We start from the raw sequence: 20962 nt of genomic DNA on the forward strand, positions 1-20962 counted from the left end.
TGGGTCAGGCGTCAGGGTCAGGGGTAGGCCACCACATTGCGCGGGGTGGTGTTTCCGGCCGGGTTGGGGACGGAGCCACCGGTGTCGTTGACGACGTTGGCGATGGTGCCGACGTCGCCGAGGGAAACGGTGAGGACGCTGCGGAGCCGCACGCCGGGCCGGTTGGGCACCTCGAACGCCCGGTCCACCCGCACGCTGGGGTTGACGTTGAAGTAGGCGTACGAGCCGCCGCCCCAGAGTTCGTGGTCGGTGACGGTGTCGGCGACCTTGTAGGCGGCGTATCCGTTTCCGCGGGGCCCGATCCAGGCGGCCTGGTTGGGCACGTCGTACGGCTTCTCGTTCTGGAAGAAGATCGTCCGTCCGCGGTTGCCGTTCCAGATCACTTCGTACTTCTGGTAGTGCTCGACGAACAGACCGGTGGCCAGGACATCGTCACCGTTGACGACGAGACCGGTGTCGCCGGTGTTCACCGTCCAGCCGGTGGGTGCCCCGCCGTGGTCGGCCCGCCAGGCCCACATGTGGTCGATGATCGTGTCGTCGCTGTGCACCGCGAGGGTCGTGGTGGCCTTGCCCTGGACGCTGCTGCCGATCCGGAAGAAGACGTCCTGCAGGCTGATCGGGTTCGCGGCGTGGTCGGTGTGGACACCGGGCCGTCCGACGCTCATCAGCGTCGGGCTGTTGGTCGTACCGGCGTCGAAGGTCAGGCCGCTCACCTTGACCCCGTCGACGTCGGCGACGTTCAGCGCCTCGACCCCGTTGTTCGGGATCAGGGTCGGGAAGCCGATGCCGGTCACCACGGTGTTGGGGCGGGTGACCCGGATGGTCTCGTTCAGCGAGTAGGTGCCGGGAGTGAAGAACAGGTTCAGGCCCTGGGCCAGCGCCTGGTTGATCCGGGCGGCGCTGTCACTGGGCTTGGCGACGTAGAAGTCCCGCATCGGGATCGACGTGCCGGCGGTGTTCGGCCAGTTGGCGCCGGCGGAGTTGCGCCGCAGAGCGGGCACGAAGACGCGGTAGAGGCCGGCGCTGTCGACGTACAGGAAGGGCTTCTCCCGGGTGACCGGGGTGGTCGCCAGAGTGGTGTGGGGCGGGTTCGGGAACGCGTTCGGCGGGGCACCCTGGACACCGGAGTAGGTCATGTTCCAGACGCCGCCGTCCCAGCGGCCGATCCGGCTGTCGCGGGTGTACCACTGCTGCTGGGAGCCCGAGGACACGGTGCCGTCGACGACGGAGTCGGCCAGGTAGCCGCCGCTGGCGTAACCCTGCCCGTTGTCCTGGTTGGAGGGCGCCAGGGTCAGGTTGCCGCGGATGTGCACCCGGCGCATCGGGGCGGCCTGGGAGACGGCCCAGCGGTTGGTGCCGCCCTCGGGCACGATCGCCAGGTTCTCCATGCTGCGCCAGAAGTTCTGGGTCGCATTGGACTCATCGCCGTAGTTCCATCCGGAGTCGACGTTGACCGCGCCGTTGATCGTCACGTCGTCGGGGTTGAGCCCGAGACCGGCCAGCGTGGTGTAGAAGCCGACGTTGGCCCAGACCCGGCCGTAGCTGCCGGGCTTGAACAGGAACACGTGGCGCTGCGTGCCGAACTGCGCGGTCGGGCTGCGCAGCTGCGCGTTGAACGCCTGGTCCACCGCCGACTGGATGGTCGACGCCGGCGTGCCCGCATCGAAGATCCGCACGTTCGGGCCCAGGTCAGGGGTGTCGGACGTGGGCAGAGCCGGGCCACTCGGGGTGGGCGTCGGCGTCGGGCCGGTGCCGCCGCCGGCGAAGACCTGGAACTCCCAGAGCGAGTAGCCGTACGGGGTGGCCCGGGTGGTGCCGTTCATCCGCACGTACCGGCCGCTGCCGGTGACGGCCAGGGTCTGGACGCCGGCCCTGCCCGCGGTGACCGGGGTGATGTTCGTCCAGCTGGTGCCGTTCGCGGAGGTCTGGATGGTGAAGGCCGAGGCGAACGCCGCCTCCCAGTTCAGCACGACCTGGCTGATCGACTGGGTGCTGCCCAGGTCGACCTGCAGCCACTGCGGGTCGGCGAACGTGCTGGACCAGCGGGTGCCGGCGTCACCGTCGACCGCGGCGGCCGCGGAGAAGGCGGCACTCTCGACGGACGAGGCGGTGGCCGGCTTGCCCTGCGACACCAGGGTGTCGGCGGCACTGGCGTTGGTGGCGAACGAGACGACGGTCGTGCCGAGGGCCGCGGCGAGGACGGCACTCAGCACGATCCGTCCACGGCTTCGGCGTTTCTGCGGGGGTGGGGGCGTCAGTGTCGGGGATGTCATGCGCCTACCTGTCGGACGGGTTGCCGGGTCTGTGGGGACAGACGTACGGCGGGGCGGGGACTTTGCGGTTGGAGCAGAGAGCGCTCTCCGGCAATTGTTACTTCCGCGTTGCGGCGCGTCAATATCCCGGCAACAAAGCATTCGGCCGTCAGTTCACGGCTGTTGCACCGATTGAACGGAATAGTTTCCGAAAAGAGCTTGCCGGAAATTGTTATGCGCGCAATAAGTCTGTTTGGTCCGGCCCATTGGTGACCTGGGTCACCCTCAGCCAGCCGCCCTCATGAAGGCGTCCCGGACGGCCGCCGCCAGGCCGGCCCGCCGGCGACGGTGATCGTCTGCCGGGTCGGACGGGGTCGCGGTGTAGGTCAGGCTGCTGGGCGACCAGGTCATGGCCAGCGCGATCACCATGGAGTGGAGGTCGGCGGCGGGCACATCGGCCCGGATCCGGCCCGCCCGCTGCGCGGCCGCGATGACCTCCAGCTTTGCGGATTCGTCGGCCTGCGGAAACAACGGACCGGACGGTACGCGCTCCAGGCGCGCCCAGGTGGCGAGGCGAACCAGCTGCGGCTGCTCCAGGTACGCGTCATAGAGGCGGACGGCGTAGCCGGGCAGGTCGGCGGTGATCGGCGCCTTGTCCAGGATGTCGTCGACCTGATCGGCGAGGACCGCGTCGAAGAGCGCCTCCTTGCCCGAGTAGTACGAGTAGATCTGGGCCTTGCTCACCTTGGCGTCGGCGGAGATGCGATCGATCCGGGCGCCGGCGACCCCGTACGCGGCGAACTCGACGGCGCCGGCGTCCAGCAGACGCCGGCGGCTGGCTTGGGATCTGTCCACCGCGCCAGCCTAAACGAACTCGTTCGTTTGTCGCCGAACGAGGAACCGGCTATGGTCGCCAAACGAACTGGTTCGTTTGCCACCCCCGGTCGAGAGGAAGTGCTTCATGAGGAACGCCATCGGATGGGCCGCCCTGGACAAGGGCGCTCCGCTGCAGCGCTGGGCCTTCCAGCGCCGCGATCTGCTCGACGACGACCTCGCGGTCCGGATCGAGTACTGCGGAGTCTGTTCCAGCGACATCTCCGCCGTCCGTCACAGCGGCGCGGACCCCTTGGTGCCGGGCCACGAGATGACCGGCTCGGTCGTCGCGATGGGCCCGGCGGTCACCGGCTTCCGGATCGGCGACCGGGTCGCCATCGGCAACATCATCGACTCCTGCGGCGATTGCCCTCCCTGCCGGGCGGGCCGGGAGAACTGGTGCGAGCGGCCCGTGACGCTCACCTACGGCAGCATCGACCCCAAGGACGCGATGCCGACCCGCGGCGGCTACTCCTCGGAGTACGTCCTGCCCGCGAAGTTCACGTACCACGTGCCCGAGGGGCTGGATCCGGCCGCAGTCGCGCCCCTGATGTGCGCCGGAGTCACCACCTACGTCCCCCTCAAGCGGTGGGGTGCGGGACCGGGCAAGCGGGTCGGTGTCGTCGGCATGGGCGGGCTGGGCCACCTGGCTCTGAAGATCGCCCACCACCTGGGCGCCGAAGTCGTCCAGTTCACCCGCACCATGGACAAGGCCGCCGCAGCACGCGCGCTCGGCGCCGACGAGGTGGTGCTCTCCACCGACGACCAGCAGATGGCGGCGCAGAAAGGCCGCTTCGATCTGATCCTCGACACGGTGGGAGCCCCGCATTCCCTGGAGCCCTATCTGACCGCGCTGGCCATGGACGGAACCCTGTGCATCGTCGGCATCCCCGAGGGTGATCTCACCGTCCAGCCTCTGAGCCTCATCGCCGGCGCCAAGAACATCGCCGGGGCCGGCAGCGGAAGCGTCGGCGAAACCCGGGAGATGCTCGACTTCTGCGCCCGCCACCACATCACCGCGGACATCGAGATCCTGCCCCAGCAGCGGGTCAACGAAGCGCTCGACCGCCTGGCCCGCAACGACGTCCGCTACCGCTTCGTCCTCGACATGACCGCCGAGGACAGCTGAGGCCGCGGGCGGCGCGCCCAGTGCATCCGGCGACGAGCCCGGTATATTGATCCGGATAGATCAGGTCGTCGGTGACGCTCGTTCCGGGCAGGAGTGACGCGATGTCTCGCAAGACCGGCAAGCCGTCGGGGACCCGACCGGCGCCCCGGAAGGCCCCGGCCCGTCAGCTGCCCGGTGGGGCGGTCAGCGCGGCGGTCGCTCTGCTGGTGGCTGCCGCGGTCGGGCTGTTCATCGGGGTGCAGTGGGCCGCCCCCAGCCCCACCGACGAGGCGATCGCCTCGATGCGCGCGGACGAGGCCAAGCGGGACGCCACCCAGATCGTCGCGCTGACCACCCTGGCGCGCAGCACCGCGCAACAGGTCAAGCCGGTGGTGGACGGCCTGCGGTCCGGACTTCCGGTGGCGGACACCGGCGCCGCGGCCGCCCGGCCGGTCACCGACGAGCAGCTGGCCGGCTGGAAGCAGATCATGGCGCAGCAGGTGGAGCGGCACAAGGACGCCCCTTCCGGCAGCACCGCCACCAACGTCGCGCGCAACGGTCTGCGCAACGCGGTCAACCAGCTGTCGGTCGCGCTCGACACCTTCGCTGCCGCTCGTGCGCTACCGGCCGCCCAGCGGGCACCGGTGCTGGCCGTGGCGTCCCGCCAGCGGCTGCTCGCCGTCACCGACTGGTCGGTGGCGGCCACCCAGCTGGACCAGATCAACATCGACGCCGGCCACGGGCACCAGCACGTCTACCTCACGGACTCCCCCGAAGGCGGCGCGACCGTCGGCGACGGCTCACCCGAGGGCAGCTGACATCTCCCGGCGGGTCATCGGGCGTTCGGCAGTGGCGTCCCCCATCCTGGGCGTGCCCGCCGCGCGCCCGGAAGGAATCATGAACCACATGCACGACACGGATCTGCTCCCTGACGCTCACCGGCGCGGTCTCTTCCGCCGGATCGGCCTGGCGACGGCACTGACAGTGGTGCTGATGGCCCTGGTGCCGCCGGGCGCGGCCTGGGCGCACAACGCGCTCACCGAGGCGACGCCGGCCAAGAACGCCACGCTCGAGAAAGCCCCGGCGGGCGTCGAGCTGCGGTTCCTGCAGAAGCTCGACCCGGACGACACCACGATCACCGTGACCGGCGCCGATCGGAAGGCCGTGGCCACGTCACCGCCCGCCGTCGACGGCGCCACCGGCAGCGTCACGTTCACCGAGCCGCTCACCAACGGCGAGTACACGGTCGCCTATCGGGTGGCCTCGCGCGACGGTCACAAAGTGCAGGGGTCGTACCGGTTCACCGTCGCCGATCCCGCCAGCACCGCCTCCGCAGCACCGCCGGTGACCACGTCGCCGTCGGCCGCACCGGTCGCGGCCGGCACCCCGGCCACGCAGCCGGCTGCCGAGACCACCTCGACGACGTCAGGCCCGATGGTGATCGCCGGGCTGGGCACCGCCGGCGTCCTTCTCGTGGCCGGGGGCTACTGGTTCGCGCGCCGCCGACGCACACACTCCTCCTAGCGACACCGCAGTCGGACCGCCCTCGTCAGGGGGCCTTGTCGGGCCTCTCCATCCCGCCCCACTCGCGCGGCATGTCCGGCGTCATACCCGGCGTGATCAGGTGCGCCATCACCTGTTCGAGACGGCTCCAGGCCTGGGCCGGGTCCTCGCCGGCGTCGCGCAGCTCGTACCAGCGCGACTCCGCCATCGGCGTCTGCTGCAGCTCGCCGATCCCGACCAGTTCGCGGTCCGGGCGACCGCCGGTCGCTTCCGCGCCGGCCAGCAGACCCAGGGGCGAGCTCAGGCCGGTCCAGTGGGCGCTCCGGGTCGCGTCCGGCTCGCCCGGATACTGCTGGACCAGTGCCTGCCGGATGTCGTAGGCCCCGGCGAGGACGGCCATCAGCGGGGTGAGGTCGGCGGCCTGCAACGGCTGGGAGTGCACGACCGTGCAGCGGACCGTCTCCAGGACCACGGTGGAGGTGCGGCTGACCACCGTGGTGGCCAGCAACGGACCGTCCACCAGGGCGCCGGGCCCTGAGGCGCCGACCGTGCACAGCCAGGTGCCGCGCGGCGCGCGCTGCCGGCACAGGTCGGTGAAGTCGGCGCGGTCCCACGGCTGGGTGGCCGGTTCCGCGGCTCCCCAGCCGGCCGGCGGGCGTTCGGTGAGGGTGGTGGCTATCTGCTCGAGTGCGCCGCCGAGCAGCAGGGCCGTGGTGGCCGGGTGACGGATCTGCAGAGCGATGGTGTGGTGCCAGGCCGGTGCGGGTGGACCGCTGGTGTAGGCGACGGCCAGCGGCGGCGACTCCAAGGTGGTGAACGCTTCGCCGTTCCAGGCCAGGGGCCGGCCGGTGCGACCGTCGTGGTGGCCGTCCGAGCTGTGCACCACCCAGCGCGTGTCGGGTCCGTTGAGCGCCCCGTACAGGGCGGTGGTGAGCCGGTTCGTCGCGGGGGTGACCAGCTGCAGGCCTTTGCCGTTCTCGCTGCAGATCCGGATGACGTCGGCGAGCCAGCTGGTCAGGGCGACGACCGGACGGTCCTGCATGACCACGGCGACACGGTCGGTGCGCAGGTCGACGGCGGGGTGGGTGCTGGTGGTCGTCACGGTTGCTCCTGGGCGGTGGCGGGCCAGACGAGGCCGTCGAGGCGGCGGGCGAGCTCGGCGGCGAAGCGGCGGGCCAGGGCCTCGGCCTCGGGACGGCCGCTGGGCGCGCGGGCCTCGATCCACCACACCGGCAGGCCGAGCCGGTCGCCGTAGCCGGGGCCGAGCAGCCGGTCGATCTCGCCGGGCACCTGGACCAGCACGGGGGTCTCCAGGGAGACCAGCGGTCGTCCCTGGTCGTCGCAGAGCTGGATGACGGCGCCGTTCGCCGTCTGCCGCACGCGCAGTTCGTCACCGGCGGCGCGCATGCCGGCGATGATGGCCTGCGGGTCGGGGGTCCGCCGGGTCAGGGCGATGACGTCGTAGGTCATGAGTTCTCCCGGAGCAGTGCGGTCTGGATGAGGCGTACCGGCTCGCCCCGGCGGATCCACTGGCCGCGGCCGGGTGGCAGCGCGCGGGGGTACACGTCGCCGAGCAGCTTGCCCTCACTGCGGTCGCCGGTCATCAACAGGCCGGTGGAGCCGCTCTCGCGCAGGGTCAGCAGGAACGGCTCGAACAGGGCCCGCGACGCGCCGGCCACCCGGCGCGCGATCACGGCGTGGAAGCGCAGGTCGTCGCCGGCCGCGAGGTAGGGCTGCAGCGGGGCCAGCGGCTGCGACGACGCGGTGAGGATGTCGTAGTCGTCGACGAGAAGCACGATGTGCGGCCAGGTCGCCGGGTCGCCGGGTGCGGTGCCGTTCTGTCGCTGTTCGAGCTGGGCGGCCACGGCACCGGCCAGCCGGCCGGCGAGCAGGGCGTTGTGCGCGTACCCGCCGAGGTGGCTGTCGGGCACGACGCCGTTCAGGCCGCGGCGCGGGTCGACCACCGCGAAGACCAGCTCCTCGTCGGTGTGCTGTTTGACCAGGCGGCTCGCGATCAGCGTGAGCAGGTTCGTCTTGCCGCACTCGCCGTCGCCGAGCACGACCAGATTCGGGTCGCGGCCGAACAGATCGAACGAGACCGGCTGGGCGGTGGCTTCGTCCAGGCCGATGGGTACGGCGGACGAGCCGTCCGCGGGGGTGAGCTCGTCGATGCCCAGCCGGGCGGGCAGCACCCGTACCGGCCGGGCGACCGGGCCGTGCCAGGAGGCGCGCAGGGCCCGGGCGATGGCGGTGATCGAGGCGCCGAGGCCCTGGTCGTCGGCCTGCGCGTCGATGCGGGGCAGCGCCACGTGGGCGAACAGCTTGCCGGCGGTCAGCGCCCGCCCCGGTGGCGCGTCGCGCAGAACCTTCGCCATCCTGCGGTCGATCGCCGAGTCGGCCGAGTCGCTCAGGCGCAGCTCGATCTGGGTGCCGATGGTGGACTGCAGGGCGATCCGCACGTCGTGCCAGCGCAGCATGGACGCCACGACGTGCACGCCGTAGCCACCGCCGCGCTGCAGCAGGGAGGCCACCAGGGGCTCGTAGGGCTCGAACTCGCCGGCGATGTGGCCGAAGCCGTCGATGACCAGCACCACGTCGGCCGAGGGCAGCTCGGGCAGCCGGCCGGCGGCGTGCAGCTCGCGCATCGCCTCGACGCTGTCGATCCCGTGGTCGCGGAACGCCTGCTCGCGCTCGTCGAGCATCGCGCGGACCTCCTGCAGGGTGCGCCGGACCCGTTCGGTGTCGGTGCGCCCGGCGACGCCGCCGACGTGCGGCAGCTGCGCGAGCGGCCCGAGAGTGTTGCCGGTCAGGTCGATGGCGTAGACGGAGACCTCGCGCGGGGTGTGGGTCAGCGCCAGCGAGGTGACCAGGGTGCGCAGCAGGGTGCTGCGGCCGGACTGGGGCGAGCCGATGATGGCCACGTGGCCGCCGGCCGTGGTGAGGTCGAGGATCCACGACCCCTGCCGCTGGCGGGCGGGGTCGTCCAGCAGGCCGATGGGCACCCGCATCCGGCCGGGACGGCCCGGCAGGTGCAGGCCGCGGTCGGCGGTCATGACCGGGGTGCCGCCGAGCCGGTCCAGGGTGAGGGCGTCCGGCAGCGGCGGCAGCCAGATCTGCAGCACGGGCTCGGCGGCGCCCTCCAGCTGGCCGGCGATCACGTCGAGCAGGGTCGGTGCGGTGCTGCGCACCGGCATGGCCGGGCCGCCGGCCGGGGCGTCGTTGCTGCCGAGCAAGTTGTACGCCGGGTACGGCAGCGGCCGCGGATGCTCGGTGGTGGTGTCCTGCTCCGCCGGGCCGCGGTACGGGCCGGAGACGTAGCTGGCCTTGAACTTGCGGTAGACGGTGGTGTCCACCTTAAGGTAGGCGTATCCCGGCAATGGTGGCAGATGGTAGGCGTCCGGGGTCTCCAGCACCGTACGGCTCTCGCCCTCGGAGAGCGTGCGCAGGCCCAGCCGGTACGACAGGTAGGTCTCCAGGCCGCGCAGTTTGCCGCTCTCGATGCGCTGGCTGCTCAGCAGCAGGTGCAGGCCGATGCTGCGCCCGATCCGGCCGATCGACAGGAACAGCTCGACGAACTCCGGCTTGAACTTCAGCAGCTCACCGAACTCGTCGATCATGACCAGGAGGTACGGCAGGGCGGGCAGCTCCGGGCGGCGTTCGCGCAGGGCCGCGTAGTCGGCGATGTTGGCCACGTTGCCGGCGTCCTTGAGGGCCTGCTGACGGCGTTGCACCTCACCGGCGAGACTGGTGTGCACCCGTTCGATGAGCACCTCGTCGTCTTCCAGGTTGGTGATCACCCCGGCGACGTGGGGCGCCCCGGCCAGCGGGGCGAACGTCGCGCCGCCCTTGTAGTCGATCAGCACCATCGCCAGCACGTCCGGCGAGTGCGTGGTCAGCAAGGCCAGGAGCAGCGAGCGCAGCAGCTCGCTCTTGCCGGAACCGGTCGCGCCGACACACAGCCCGTGCGGTCCCATGCCCAGCTGGGCCGCCTCCTTCAGATCGAGCAGCACCGGCTCGCCGGCCTCGTCGATCCCGATGGGTACGCGCAGCAGGTCGCGTTCGCTGCGCGGGCGCCACAGGGCGGGCAACGGAAGGTGGCGCGCGTCAGCCAGGCCGAGCAGATCGGGCAGGTCGCCGCGGTCACCGCCGCCGGACTCGCGGACGGATTCCCGGGAGAGCCGAAGCGGGCTCAGCATCCGGCTCAGTCCTTCGGCGGTGGAGGGATCGCACCGGTCGCGGCTGCCGCGGGCCTCGGCGACGGTCGTCGGCCGCAGGTCCTCGACGAACACGCCACCGTCGGCGACGGTGATCCGCAGGGCCACTTCGCCGGGCTCCTGCAGCCGGTCCTGCACCAGGTGCAGCACGGTCACCCCGAGCGCCGCCGCGGTCATCGCCTGGTCCGGAACGGCCACGTCCTGCGCGATCTCGCCGTAGGTGTCGTGGATGAGCATCAGTCGGGGCAGCAGCGTGATGGCGGCGGTGTTCGAACCGCTGCGGGCCAGTTCGGAAGCCAGAGCCGAGTGCTGGTGCAGCTGGCCGGCCACCAGCTCGGCGAGCTGGGCCGGGGCGGAGGCGATACGGCGGGCCGCGACCGGTCCGTCGCGCAGGTCGGCGTCCACGAGGTGGGGCAGCCACTTCAGCCACTGCCAGTCGGCGATCAGCGCGGGCGGGCAGGCCAGGCCGATGCGCAGGTCGTCGGGGGCGTGCAGGGCCGCTGCCTGCACGATCAGGGCGCGGAGCAGTTCCAGCACGTCCGGGCGGGGCCCGATGATGCTGACGTTGCCGATCCGGTCCAGCGGCACCACCAGGGGCAGCGCGGGCGCGGCCCCGTAACGGCGCACCAGCGCCTTCGCCTCGGCCAGCATGAACGGGTCGGTCGGGGTGAGCGGGCTGCCGTCGTCCTCGATGTGCAGCGGCATGACCGGGAGGGTGCCGGTGCCGACGCGTACGGACAGGAAGTCGCGGTCGATGCGGCGGCGTTCCCACAGCCGGGCCGGGTCCCGGATGACGTCGAACAGGGCCTGCGGCGGTGGGTGCAGCAACCGGGCCTCGGCCGCGCTGAGACGTTCGTCGGCCAGGAGCTGTTCGCGCAGTTCCTCGAGGTAGTCCAGGTAGCGTTCGCGTTGCCGGCGACGGGTGCGACCAGCCTTGCCGCGCTGGGTGAGCAGCATGACGCCGACACCGCCGATGGTCACCACCAGCAGCACCGCCCCGATGCCGATCATCGCGGTGCCGCGGAACAGCACCATCATGGTCAGTGAGGACAGCACACCGCCGACCGGCAGCAGCATCTGGGCGAAGTTGCCGCCCGAGTGGCCGTCCGGCAGCGTCGGCGGCGCCGCCACGTTCTGCGGCTGCCGGGGGGCCAGCGGCCGTACCGTGCGGGCCGGACGGTGCACGATGCGCGTGCTCATCCGCGGATGGCCCGGTCCATCGTCTCGGCTGCGACCCGGAGCGCCGCGGTCCGGGTCGCGGTGCCGATGCGCCGCTGGTCGATCGCCGCGCCCAGGGCGAGGTGACGGTCGTAGGGCAGCACCACCACGGCGGCGCCGTAGGCCCGTAGCCGGTCGGCGGCCTCCCGCAGGTCGACGCCGAGCGGTCCGGGCACTGTGGTGCTCAGCACCAGCACCGTACGGGCCAGCAGGCCGTCGCCGAAGTCCTCACCGAGACGGCGCAGCGCGGCGTCGGCGCCCAGCACTCCGTCCAGGGTCGCCGCGCCGGTCAGCACCACGGCGTGCGAGTCGGTGATCAGCGCCCGGTTCGCCGCGCCGTGCAGGCCGGCACCGAGGTCGGCCACGGTGACCGCGAAGTAGCGGCCGAGGAAGCGCACCCGGTCGCGCAGCAACAGCGCCGCGTGGGCCTCGTCCTGGCGTCCCAGAGCGGCGGACAACGCCCGCCGCCACAGCCACACGCCGGTGACCGTGCGGGCGAGATGGCGCGCGATCTGGTCGAACGCCGAGACCTGGGCGATGCCGTTGTCGGAGGCGGTCCGCACGCCGACGCCGAGCGGGCCGAGCCGCAGCGGCAACGACCCGGCGTCGGGGTCGGCGTCCACGGCCAGCACCGGGTCCCGGCGTACCCCGGCCAGCGTCGTGGTGAGCAGCGCGCTGACCGTGCTCTTGCCCGATCCGCCGCGCACGCCGGCCACGGTGATCCGCCGGCCGGTGGTGATCGGCAGGTTGGCGCGCTCGGCCAGACCGGCCAGTTCCTCGATCTCGTGGGTGGCCTGCCGGCCCAGAGCGGTCCGCAGCGTGCCGATCCACCGGCGGACCAGCGGGTCGCCGTGCACGCCGGCGTTGCGGTGCAGCGTGGCGGTCTGCTCGTCGGTGTCGATGGCGGTGCCGGCGTGGAAGACCGATGGCGGCGGCGCCGGGACGGGACCGGTCGCCGGCCCGGCGGCCGTTGAAGCCGGGCCGGCCGGGCTGTCGGTGCGATCGGCGGGTGTCATCGCCGGGTCCATCGAGCGCAGCAGCTGCGCCTGCCAGTTCTCGTCGGTCATCGCTTCAGAACACCTCGAGCAGCCGGGGGTAGACGCCGAACACGCCCAGTACCAGCGGCAGCAGGACCACCACGGCGACCGACTCGACCACGTCGCCGAGGCGGCGCAGCCGGGCCCGAGTGTGTTCCGGCAGGTCGCGGGTCAGCACGACGACGGGCAGGGTCAGCGTTGCCGCGGCGACCGCCAGCGGCCCGGGCAGCGTGGTGCCACTCGCCCAGCGCCACCACAGCACGCCGAGGATGCCCGTCGCCGCGCCCAGCAGAGCGATCACCTGCGCGGACAGCGGATACATCCGCGCGCGGACCAGCATCACCACGGCGAGCACACTCGCCAGCGACACCGTCCAGTACGTCGGCCGCGACGCCAGCAGCCATCCCGCGAACACCGCCGAGACGGCGACGGCGAGCACCGTGATGATCAACGACCCGTGGGCCGTGGCCAGTGCCGTGCGGACGTCCCGGCGCGCCACCGGCCGGTTCTCGACCCGGCGGTCGTCGAGCATCGCCAGCCCGGACGACGCCAGCGCGAACCGCGGCAGCACCCCGATGGTCAGGACCAGGACGACCGCGAGCACGGCGCCGAGACGGTCCCGGGGCAGCCCGGCGGTGGCGCCCGTGGCCCAGATCGCTGCGAGCACCAGGATCCCGGCGCCGCCCAGCAACGCCGCCCGGCCGGAAGCGACATTCAACCCGGCCGCGGCGACAGTGACACCGAGCGCGGCGCTGACCGCGACCACCCGCCAGAGCGGCGGCCAGGCGTACGCGTCGGCGAAGGCCCACGCCCCGATCGTCAGCGCGGTCCCGGCCCCGCCGAGCAGGGCGATGCCCAACGGCCGGCGGGCAGCACCGCACGCCACCCCGGCGAGCGCGAGCACCGCGCCGGTCACGGTGGTGATCACGGCGCCGGCCAGGGCGTCCGTGCGCAGGACGAGCAGCAGCAACGCGACCGCGACGACCGCACCGAACATGGTGACGGCCACCCATTGCCGGCTCTGCGGCCCCCACCGGGTGGCGCGCAGCGCGAGGTCGTCGGCCGTCTCCTCGGTGACGTCATGGATGACCGGCGCCGGCGGCAGATCCTCCGCGCCGGCCAGCCGGAGCACCGTACCGTCGGCGATCTCCGCACCGGCCAGGGTGTCGCCGTCGGCGAGCACCGTGCCGCCCGCGGTGACCAGCCGGCGCAGCCGAGCCGGGTGCGCCGGCGGCTCCCCCACCACGGTGAGCAGATCGGGCAGCAGCCGGCCGACCGTTTCCGCGGCGGGCAGCACCATGTCGACGCGGCGCCCGGCACCCACCAGCGTGACCCGCGTGTAGGGCGAGCTCATCGCCCCACCTGCTGTTGCTGTTGTTGCTCGGCCCGTTTGGCCAGCTGCTCCTGCAGGAAGGACCAGCCGACGCAGCCGGCGCAGAGCACGGCCGCCACGGCGGCGCCCGCGAGCAGCCGGGTCATGATCTCCGGCGCGGACCTGCGGGTGCGCAGCGATCCCCACAGCAGCGCGTCGCGCAGCCGGCGCCGACGTACCGCCACGGACTCCAGCAGTTGCGCGTCGAAGTCGCGCGACACGAACGCCTCCCCAGGTGTTCTTCGTCGTGAGAAGGCCCGCTCAGTAGAAGGCGTTGAATGCTTTGCCTTGCACCAGGTCAGGACTATCGATCTTGAACACGTCCCGCAACGCGCCGACCATCATCTGCGCCAGGCGCGCGCCCTCGTCATCGGACAGCGGCATCGGCGCCAGCACCGGCACCTTGACGTGCCAGTTGGAGTTGTTCGGCGGGTCCGGCGGCAGCCAGCCGTCGGCCCGCAGCCGCTCCTCCTGCTCGGCGGAGAGCTGATGCTCCGGCGGCAGGTGATGATTGGAGACGGCCTCCGCGTGCAGCCACACCTCGGCCATCTGACATTGGGTGTAGAAGTCTCCGTGCTGCAGGCTCAGGACATCGCCGTCGTCGAGGCGTGTCAGACGCTCCGCGACAGTCCGGGTGAGCTCCTGCCAGGTCGGCGACGTCATCGGCATCTCACCCCTGGTCCGCGGCGTCCACGGCATCCTGGGAGGCGTTGGGCGCCCAGGTCAGGGTGACCGCGACTTTCAGATTCCGGACGGCCAGCGTCGTCTGCTCACCACGCCACCGCACTTGCGGCACGGTGGAGGGGTGCGGAGTCGCCGGGCTGCCGAAGACGTCCGCGCCGACCTCCTGCACGCCGGCGAAGACCTCTTCCAGGAACGCCTGATCGGCGGGGTCTTTCTCAGCGACCCGCGACGTGATGCGCATGGAGACCTGCCAGACCCCGCCCTGCTCGAAATTCAGCCGGAACGCCTTGGCGCCGAGCCCGTGACCCGCGTCGGCCACCGCGCCCATACCCGGCAGCACTTCCACCAGGGTCCAGCCGAACCGCTCGGCCAGCGCGGGCACCCCGTCCTCGGTCCAGGACCACGACGTGTCACGTACGGCGGTCAGCAGAGACCGCAGCGCGTCCTTGTCGAGCGTGACATGCGCCGTCACTGATCACCACTCCTGCCGGTATTCACGGGTTCGCCGGACATCCTCAGAATTCTTTCACACTGGCTGACCAGGGATGCCACCGCTGCGCGTCGAGCACGAAGTCCTTGACGGTGACGGTGCCGGTCTCGGTGGTCCGGGCGACGAGATAGCGCACGTTGTTCTCCCGGACGGCCTTCTCGACCAGCTCCCGCAGCTCCGGTTCGTCCTCGAGGGCCTTGGCGAGCTTCTCGTCCTTGCTCAGGATCTCCCGCAGGTACTCGGGGCTGCCCTGCTCCGCCTTGATCTTGGGCGCATCCGGCTTGTTCGGATCGGTGGCCCGGGCCGAGCCCAGGTCGGCGCGCGGGCCCTTCTCCTCGATGATGACGAGCTTGCCGTCCTTGTCGAGCAGGATCCGGTCGAAGTTGCCGGGCGTACCCTTGGCCAGGTCACCGCCGGTGAGCCGCTGGGATCCCGGGAACATCCGGTCCTCGAGAAGGTTGCCCCCCACCGCGCCGAGCCGCTCGCTCGCGTCACTGTACTGCTGACGCAGACTGAGCCACTCCTTGCCGGAGTTCTCCAGCTTGAACAGCTCCTCGGTGGACAGCAGGTCCTCAGCCTTGACCACCGCCTCCTTGAGCAGATCGCTGCTCATCGTGCTCGGGTCGATCTTGAAGCCTGCCTCGATGAACTCCTGGTCCCCGTTGATCTTCTTGACGATCTCGGCGAGGTCCGTGTCCCACTTGCTGCGCATGTCGTCGCCGAGCTTCGTGCGTGCGTCGAGTTTGGCCTGCACGTCTCTGGCCAGGTCGTCCTGCAGCTCGGGCTTCGGCAGTTTGAGGGGCTTCTCCTTGTTGGCGGTGTCCACCACGGAGGGAGCGTCGATACCGTCCTTCGGACGGTTGTTGTCATCGAGAAAGTGTCCCCGGCTGTCGACCAGCTGACCGTTGTCACGACGGGACGAGCCGTCGGTCATCGAGTCGCCGTCGGCGTGCCACTTCCCGTCCGGGCCCTCGTAGAGGGTGCGGCCGTACCGGGTGTCGCGGATCGCCGGCGTGACGTCCTCGGCGAACTTGTAATGGCCGGGGTTCTCCGGATCCTCGTGGGGCCGCAGGGGCCTGGTGCCGGTGTCGTCCGCGCGGCTTCCGCCGGCCGTGTCTCCGTCGGCTCGCCCGGCGCCGTCGTCGGCGGCCCGTCCCCCACCGCTCCCGTCGCCGGCGCCCTGCCCTGCTTCATCGGCTGCACGGCCGTCGGTCGTGTCGTCCACGTCCCGGCCGGTATCGGTCGTGCTGTCGACATCCCGGCCGGTGGCGTCCAGGTCGGCGCGGACGTCGCCCGGAGTCCGGTCGCCTGCCGGCTGTTCCGGGGAGCGGTCCGGCGCGCCGGGGCCGTCGTCGGCCGGGTCGCCGGGCCTGCCCGTGGGATCGTCGTCGGCCGGATTGGCGGGCGCGTCCTGGGCGTCGCGGTCGGGTCCCGGCGGGTCGTCGACCGTCCGGCCGGGGTTGAGCGGGTCAGGGTCACCGGTGCGGCCGGGAGTGTCCGGCAGGCCCGGTTCTCCGTCGCGGCCCGGCCCGCCGGGCAGCTCGCCACCATCACCGGTACGCGGCGTAGGCACCTCGGCCCCGTCTCCAGGACGCAGCGTGGGCACCTCGGCCCCGTCACCGGTACGCGGCGCCGGTGCATCGATGCCGCCACCGCCACCGCCGACCCGCGGAGGAGGAGCATCAGCACCGTCGCCCCCACCCACACGGGGCGGAGGCCCGTCACCGCTCACACGGGGCGGAGGACCGTCACCGCCGCCGGTGCGCGGCGGAGGCAGATCAGCGCCGCCGCCGGTGCGTGGCGGGGCCAGGTCCGTGCCACCGTTGCGGCCCGCTCCGACCAGCGCCGGCTCGTCCACCCGGGTCCGCGCCTCCGGAGCGTCGACGCGCGCAGGCGCCTCCACCCGGGCCAGCGCGTCGGCGTCCTGCAACGCCCGCTGCAGGTCCGGGTTGGCCTTGAGGACGTCACCCAGGTGCAGATCGACCTGCGTGGCGAGATCGGCCACCGTCGGGAGGCTGTCGACCTTGCCCACGTCCGCCACGTCACCGAACTCGTCGAGGACCTTGCCCGCCGCGGTCAGCCGCGCCGCCTCGGCCGCCTTGGCCGCGTCAGCGCCGCCCTCGGCCACCGCCCCCGCCGCTTTGCCGCCCTTGCCGAGGGCGCCCACCTTCGCCGGGGCCAGCGGAAGCGTGAAGACGTTGTACACCACCAGCCCGAACGCCCGGCCCGGGTCCTCCGACCAGGTGTCCCAGGCGACCAGACCCTTGCCGAACTCCTTCCACGCCTCGCCCGTCTTCGCCGGGTCGGTGAACACCCCACCGGTCAAGGTCCACAAGCCACCCCACGAGGCGGAGAACGTGTCCCAGTCGAAGAAGTTGACCAACCCGAACAGGCCGGTGACGTCGCCCCAGAGACCGTCGACGAAGAACCCCTTGTAGTCCCCGACCACGAAGTTCCACCCGTCCTGATACCAGGGCAGGTCGCGCTCTTCCGAGGTGCCCCACGGCCGTTCCGCCTCGGCCGGCAGCGCGCCGGCGTCGAAGCCGTACGCGTTCGGGTTGCCGCTGCCGTCACCCACCACCCACTGGGTGCCGCCGAACAACCGGTTGATCCGGTTGGCCGCCTGCCGTTCGGCGGCCATCATCGCCGCCAGCTGGGTGTCGACCTGCCGGATCAGGTCGTTGTTCTGGTTGACCTTGCCCTCGTCGGAGCGCCAGTCGTCGTCGCCGTCGATGCCGGCGACGAACGTCCGCGCTTCCGACTGCAGCGCCGAGAGCCGGGCCACGATCGGGCGCATGACCTGCACGTACTGCGTCAGCGCGGACGCGACCTCCTGCACGTCGTCACTGACGGTGTCGGCGTCGTTGCGCACCCGCACGGTCGCGCCGAACAGCGTGGCCGCCTCAGGCGCCTCGTAGAAGGCCGACAATCCCTGCCAGGTGGAGTGCACCTCCTGCCCGGTCAGCCGGAAATCGCTGCCGGCGGCGTTCAGCGCGGTCGCCTGCGTTTCCACGGCGCCCAGATCCCCGCTGAACTGCGGGATGGCGTCCGGCTTGATGACCACGTTCTCCCCCGTACATCTGTGGCCGTGGCTCAGTTGAAGTTGCCCGGCGGCGCGGCGCCGGCGTTGGACTGCGCCGTCGCGGCCATCTCCAGATCGCCCGCGACATAGGCCTTGGTCGCGTCGACCGCGGCGGTCAGGATGCGCCCCGTGAGCTGCGTGACCCCGTCGATCGACGGACTGATGTGCTGGGCGAAACCGGCGAGCGCGCCCGCGACGATCTCGCTACCGCACGAGCCGGCGGCGCCGCTCAGCGCGTTGCCCATGGCCGTCCTGGCCGTGTCGAAGCCACCGGCCCGCTCACCGGTGCGGGTGACCACGCCCGAGACGCCCGGCGGGTCGATGTCCCACTTGCTCATCGCGACCGCCGGGTCAGCCGATGCTGTCGACCGCGGCCCGGGCCCGCGACAGCGTGGTCTGTGCCGTGTCGTCGTTCTGCTGCAGCGTGGTCTTGATCAGCGTGATGATCGTCCGCACCTCGCTGGCGGCGGTGTTCCACCGCACTTCCTTGTCGTGGTACTGGTCGGCGACGCCGTCGGCCAGGAAGTCGGCCATCGCCGCCTTCACCGCGGCGTCGCGGTCGTTGATCAGCACCTCGAGCCGCGCCACGACGGACTGGAGGTTGCTCTGCGCCTCGCTGGAGGTGGCCATGTCGAAGCTGCGCCGGTCAGAAGCCATCGGAGTCTCCCTCTGTCTCAGCGGCCTGCGCCGAAACGCGCGGCGTCGAAGTTGGCGGCACCCTCGGTGCTCCCGGCGTTGGCGGCCATGTCCTGCTCACCCTCGCGGAACGACGAGTCCATGCCGCCGATGCCGCCGAGGATGGCCGCCAGTGCCCGGTTGAGGTCGCTGGTGATCTCGTCACCGCGCACCTTGAACCGGTCGAAGGCGGCCTTGCCGGCCCCGTTGAAGTTGCCCTCCAGGGGCGCCGCCGCCTGGATCAGCTGCTGGATCAGGCTGCCGAGCTCCTGGTTGGAGCCACCGGTCTTGGTCTGCAGTGTCCCCAACGTCTCTGAACCCATGTCGAACTTCATCGAACCCACATCCCCGTTTGGTCGATAGTGACGCCCGTTCATGAAGCCTTGCGGGCAACCACCCTGTCAAGGTTACTGACCGCCGCAAGTCATCGATGGCATGAAGAGGACAAAGTGGCGACGGGCCCTCCCGCGTACCGCTGATCTCGGGGGTGTTTTGATCTGCCGGTGACCGAAGGGGACGGCATCATCGCATACGGATCTCCCGCGTTCCGGGCGCGGAGCGGGTCGGCGGCATTCATCGGCACGGACGACGGGCGGACGCTGCTGGCCGTCGACCCCGGGGTCGACGCGATCGACACCGGTACGGGTGCGGTGACGACGGGGCCTCGGGCCAGGGCGGTGGCCACCCACGGGGACCTCGTGGCTGTCGCGTCCGAGGAGCGACCGGATGCGGTCACGCTGCTGATGTTGCCGGAGCTGACGGCGCGGGAGGAGATCGACGCCGGCGGCCGGGTGTATCAGCTGGCGATGGGCGGCGGCACGATCGCGGCGCTCACCGCCGAGCCGTACGTGCTGGTGCTGATCGTGGACGGCACCGTGCAGCGGATCGACCTGCCCGACAAGGCGACCTGCCTCGCCGTGTCGCCGGACGGGACGCTGGTCGCGGTCGGCACCGACCAGGGCCGTACGGGAAACGTGCTGGTCGTGGACGCGACGACCGGGACGGTCCGGCACACGCTGACCGGGCCGCGCGCGCCGGTCAGCGCGGTGGCCGTCTCCGCGGCACACGACGTGGTGGTGGCGGCGGCCGGGCCGCGCGTGCTCGGCTGGACGCCGAGCACGAAGAAGCCGAGGGCCAGGAGCCTGTGGGCGGCACGCCGGGTGGGCGCGTCCCTGGCCGGGATCACCCGGGCCGGGCGCCTGATCGCGTACGCCCGGGGGGCGACCGTCTCGATCGATCCGGCAGCCGCCGCCGTCGACTGGGAGATCTATTCTTCCGGCCCGGCCCTGGTCCATGACGACCGGGTCATCTCCACCCGGTTCGGCGAATGCCGCGAGCTCGACCCGTCGACCGGGGCGGTGCGGCACACCTGGACGCACCGGGGACACCTGATCCGGTTGTCCGCCGTCGGCGAGACGATCGTCGGAAGTGGCCTCGAGTCCCGCCCGGTCCTGTTCCGCCCCGGTGCGACCGGAGCCGCCGAGCTGGGCGACGGTCATTCCCGGTTCGTCATCGCCGTCTCGTTCGACGGCGACCGGTTCGCCACGGCCGGTGAGGACCGCGTCTGCGTCTGGGAGCGGGGCCGGCCGGCACCGCTGTTCACGGCGATGCTGGACGACAGGCCGAACATCTACCGCCGCCAGGGCGTCTCGCTCGACGGCGGCACGCTGTTCGTCGGTGACGACGAGCGCCTGCTGCGGTTCACGGTCGGTGATCCGGAGCCGGAGGCACGCAGCGAGGAGCTGGACGGCCGGGTGGTGGCCGTGGCGCCGCTGACGGACCGGGGCGAGGTGCTGGCCGCCTGCTCGAAGGGTTACCGCAACGGCGTGCTCTACCGGCTCGACGCGCTGACGCTGGAGGTCCGCGCACGGGCCAGGGCGCCGCACGTCCTGGGGTCGATCGTGTACACGCCGAGGGCTGCGACGTTCGACCTGCGCTGGGCGACCGGGTTCCGGACCCACGAGATCAAGAGATTCACCGACGTCGCGGAGTTCGACTATCCCGCCCACCGCCCACAGGTCTATCTCACCCCGGACCACGCGCTGGCGGTCGCCGTGGACGATCACGGAGCGACTTCGGCCCTGACGGTCCTGGACATCGCTGCGCGTGCCCCGCTGCACGATCCGATCACCATCCCGGCCGTGATCGGCGAGCCCTGCATGTCCTCCGGCGGTCTGCTGACCACCGGGCACGCGGACGCGATCCGCTTGTGGGACGTCCGTTCCGGCACGCTGGCCCGTCAGCTGCCGTTCCGCACGCCCCTCGACCGGGGCTCCGTTCTGCGCTGGACGCCCGGTGAGACGGCCGTCCTGATCACCCACTCGTCCGGCGGGTTGCAGGAGGTGCCCGCGGCGCCCGGGAGCCGACGATTTCGGTAAGCGACTCGTAAGAGTTCGATTCGCGTGCCGGGACCTACGGTGAGCTCATGAGAAAGTTCTGCCTGTCTTTGGCCGC

General features: G+C 71.7%; 18 protein-coding genes. 4 read left to right on the forward strand and 14 right to left on the reverse strand.

The genetic code is table 11. The annotated features are described in order from the left end of the window. Positions 1-17 precede the first annotated feature (17 nt). On the reverse strand, positions 18-2273 hold the full coding sequence (locus Aau02nite_RS10770; protein WP_212988196.1) for a discoidin domain-containing protein: 2256 nt from the start codon (positions 2271-2273) through the stop codon (positions 18-20). A 264-nt stretch (positions 2274-2537) separates the two neighbouring features. Beyond that, positions 2538-3107 (reverse strand): TetR family transcriptional regulator, encoded by a 570-nt coding sequence (locus Aau02nite_RS10775; RefSeq protein ID WP_212988197.1) that lies wholly within the window; start codon positions 3105-3107, stop codon positions 2538-2540. 106 nt (positions 3108-3213) lie between these two features. On the opposite strand from Aau02nite_RS10775, the gene Aau02nite_RS10780 reads away from it, so the two are divergent. The 3 genes from Aau02nite_RS10780 (at position 3214) to Aau02nite_RS10790 (ending at position 5757) form a co-directional block, all read left to right on the forward strand. Then, positions 3214-4254 (forward strand): NAD(P)-dependent alcohol dehydrogenase, encoded by a 1041-nt coding sequence (locus Aau02nite_RS10780; protein ID WP_212988198.1) that lies wholly within the window; start codon positions 3214-3216, stop codon positions 4252-4254. A gap of 101 nt (positions 4255-4355) precedes the next feature. Continuing rightward, positions 4356-5051, forward strand: a complete 696-nt coding sequence (locus tag Aau02nite_RS10785) for a hypothetical protein (protein ID WP_212988199.1) — start codon at positions 4356-4358, stop codon at positions 5049-5051. A gap of 88 nt (positions 5052-5139) precedes the next feature. After that, positions 5140-5757 carry a copper resistance CopC family protein gene (locus tag Aau02nite_RS10790; RefSeq protein WP_246595046.1) on the forward strand — a complete coding sequence of 206 codons (618 nt, stop codon included), beginning with the start codon at positions 5140-5142 and terminating at the stop codon, positions 5755-5757. A gap of 25 nt (positions 5758-5782) precedes the next feature. On the opposite strand, the gene Aau02nite_RS10795 is transcribed toward Aau02nite_RS10790, so the two are convergent. From Aau02nite_RS10795 to Aau02nite_RS10850, 12 genes are read right to left on the reverse strand one after another with little or no spacing between them, the layout of a single operon-like run. Then, complete coding sequence (locus Aau02nite_RS10795) at positions 5783-6838, reverse strand: DUF6177 family protein (RefSeq protein ID WP_212988200.1); 1056 nt, start codon at positions 6836-6838, stop codon at positions 5783-5785. Continuing rightward, positions 6835-7206: a hypothetical protein gene (locus Aau02nite_RS10800; protein WP_212988201.1), complete on the reverse strand. Its 372-nt coding sequence runs from the start codon at positions 7204-7206 to the stop codon at positions 6835-6837. Before Aau02nite_RS10800 ends, Aau02nite_RS10795 begins: the two co-directional genes overlap by 4 nt. Further along, positions 7203-11150, reverse strand: a complete 3948-nt coding sequence (gene eccCa, locus Aau02nite_RS10805) for a type VII secretion protein EccCa (RefSeq protein WP_212988202.1) — start codon at positions 11148-11150, stop codon at positions 7203-7205. Before eccCa ends, Aau02nite_RS10800 begins: the two co-directional genes overlap by 4 nt. Continuing rightward, on the reverse strand, positions 11147-12235 hold the full coding sequence (locus Aau02nite_RS10810; protein ID WP_212988203.1) for a nucleotide-binding protein: 1089 nt from the start codon (positions 12233-12235) through the stop codon (positions 11147-11149). Before Aau02nite_RS10810 ends, eccCa begins: the two co-directional genes overlap by 4 nt. A 4-nt stretch (positions 12236-12239) precedes the next feature. Continuing rightward, on the reverse strand, positions 12240-13559 hold the full coding sequence (locus Aau02nite_RS10815) for an EsaB/YukD family protein (RefSeq protein ID WP_212988204.1): 1320 nt from the start codon (positions 13557-13559) through the stop codon (positions 12240-12242). Then, the gene (locus tag Aau02nite_RS10820) at positions 13556-13798 is read right to left on the reverse strand and encodes a hypothetical protein (protein ID WP_212988205.1); all 243 of its coding nucleotides are present in this window, start codon (positions 13796-13798) and stop codon (positions 13556-13558) included. Before Aau02nite_RS10820 ends, Aau02nite_RS10815 begins: the two co-directional genes overlap by 4 nt. 40 nt (positions 13799-13838) lie before the next feature. After that, complete coding sequence (locus tag Aau02nite_RS10825) at positions 13839-14240, reverse strand: TY-Chap domain-containing protein (RefSeq protein ID WP_212988206.1); 402 nt, start codon at positions 14238-14240, stop codon at positions 13839-13841. Between the two features lie 7 nt (positions 14241-14247). Then, positions 14248-14733: a DUF6301 family protein gene (locus tag Aau02nite_RS10830; RefSeq protein ID WP_212988207.1), complete on the reverse strand. Its 486-nt coding sequence runs from the start codon at positions 14731-14733 to the stop codon at positions 14248-14250. Positions 14734-14776: 43 nt separating this feature from the next. Beyond that, positions 14777-17815, reverse strand: a complete 3039-nt coding sequence (locus Aau02nite_RS10835) for a hypothetical protein (protein WP_212988208.1) — start codon at positions 17813-17815, stop codon at positions 14777-14779. 29 nt (positions 17816-17844) lie between these two features. After that, positions 17845-18171 (reverse strand): DUF6507 family protein, encoded by a 327-nt coding sequence (locus Aau02nite_RS10840; protein WP_212988209.1) that lies wholly within the window; start codon positions 18169-18171, stop codon positions 17845-17847. A 13-nt stretch (positions 18172-18184) separates the two neighbouring features. Further along, positions 18185-18490: a pore-forming ESAT-6 family protein gene (locus Aau02nite_RS10845; RefSeq protein WP_212988210.1), complete on the reverse strand. Its 306-nt coding sequence runs from the start codon at positions 18488-18490 to the stop codon at positions 18185-18187. A 17-nt stretch (positions 18491-18507) separates the two neighbouring features. Further along, a complete protein-coding gene (locus Aau02nite_RS10850; RefSeq protein ID WP_246595047.1) occupies positions 18508-18831 on the reverse strand; it encodes a hypothetical protein in 324 nt (107 codons plus the stop codon). Positions 18832-19011: 180 nt separating this feature from the next. Here Aau02nite_RS10850 and Aau02nite_RS10855 point away from each other — a divergent pair, with 180 nt between their 5' ends. Beyond that, positions 19012-20886: a WD40 repeat domain-containing protein gene (locus tag Aau02nite_RS10855; protein ID WP_212988212.1), complete on the forward strand. Its 1875-nt coding sequence runs from the start codon at positions 19012-19014 to the stop codon at positions 20884-20886. Positions 20887-20962 lie beyond the last annotated feature (76 nt).

Source organism: Actinoplanes auranticolor (genome assembly GCF_018332655.1).
GTDB classification, from domain to species: Bacteria; Actinomycetota; Actinomycetes; order Mycobacteriales; family Micromonosporaceae; genus Actinoplanes; species Actinoplanes auranticolor.

Coding starts and splice junctions, on each gene's coding strand:
- Aau02nite_RS10770 (WP_212988196.1), bottom strand. CDS start 2,273: ATGACATCCCCGACACTGACGCCCCCACCCCCGCAGAAACGCCGAAGC.
- Aau02nite_RS10780 (WP_212988198.1), top strand. CDS start 3,214: ATGAGGAACGCCATCGGATGGGCCGCCCTGGACAAGGGCGCTCCGCTG.
- Aau02nite_RS10785 (WP_212988199.1), top strand. CDS start 4,356: ATGTCTCGCAAGACCGGCAAGCCGTCGGGGACCCGACCGGCGCCCCGG.
- Aau02nite_RS10790 (WP_246595046.1), top strand. CDS start 5,140: ATGCACGACACGGATCTGCTCCCTGACGCTCACCGGCGCGGTCTCTTC.
- Aau02nite_RS10800 (WP_212988201.1), bottom strand. CDS start 7,206: ATGACCTACGACGTCATCGCCCTGACCCGGCGGACCCCCGACCCGCAG.
- eccCa (WP_212988202.1), bottom strand. CDS start 11,150: ATGAGCACGCGCATCGTGCACCGTCCGGCCCGCACGGTACGGCCGCTG.
- Aau02nite_RS10810 (WP_212988203.1), bottom strand. CDS start 12,235: ATGACCGACGAGAACTGGCAGGCGCAGCTGCTGCGCTCGATGGACCCG.
- Aau02nite_RS10815 (WP_212988204.1), bottom strand. CDS start 13,559: ATGAGCTCGCCCTACACGCGGGTCACGCTGGTGGGTGCCGGGCGCCGC.
- Aau02nite_RS10825 (WP_212988206.1), bottom strand. CDS start 14,240: ATGACGTCGCCGACCTGGCAGGAGCTCACCCGGACTGTCGCGGAGCGT.
- Aau02nite_RS10840 (WP_212988209.1), bottom strand. CDS start 18,171: ATGAGCAAGTGGGACATCGACCCGCCGGGCGTCTCGGGCGTGGTCACC.
- Aau02nite_RS10845 (WP_212988210.1), bottom strand. CDS start 18,490: ATGGCTTCTGACCGGCGCAGCTTCGACATGGCCACCTCCAGCGAGGCG.
- Aau02nite_RS10850 (WP_246595047.1), bottom strand. CDS start 18,831: ATGGGTTCAGAGACGTTGGGGACACTGCAGACCAAGACCGGTGGCTCC.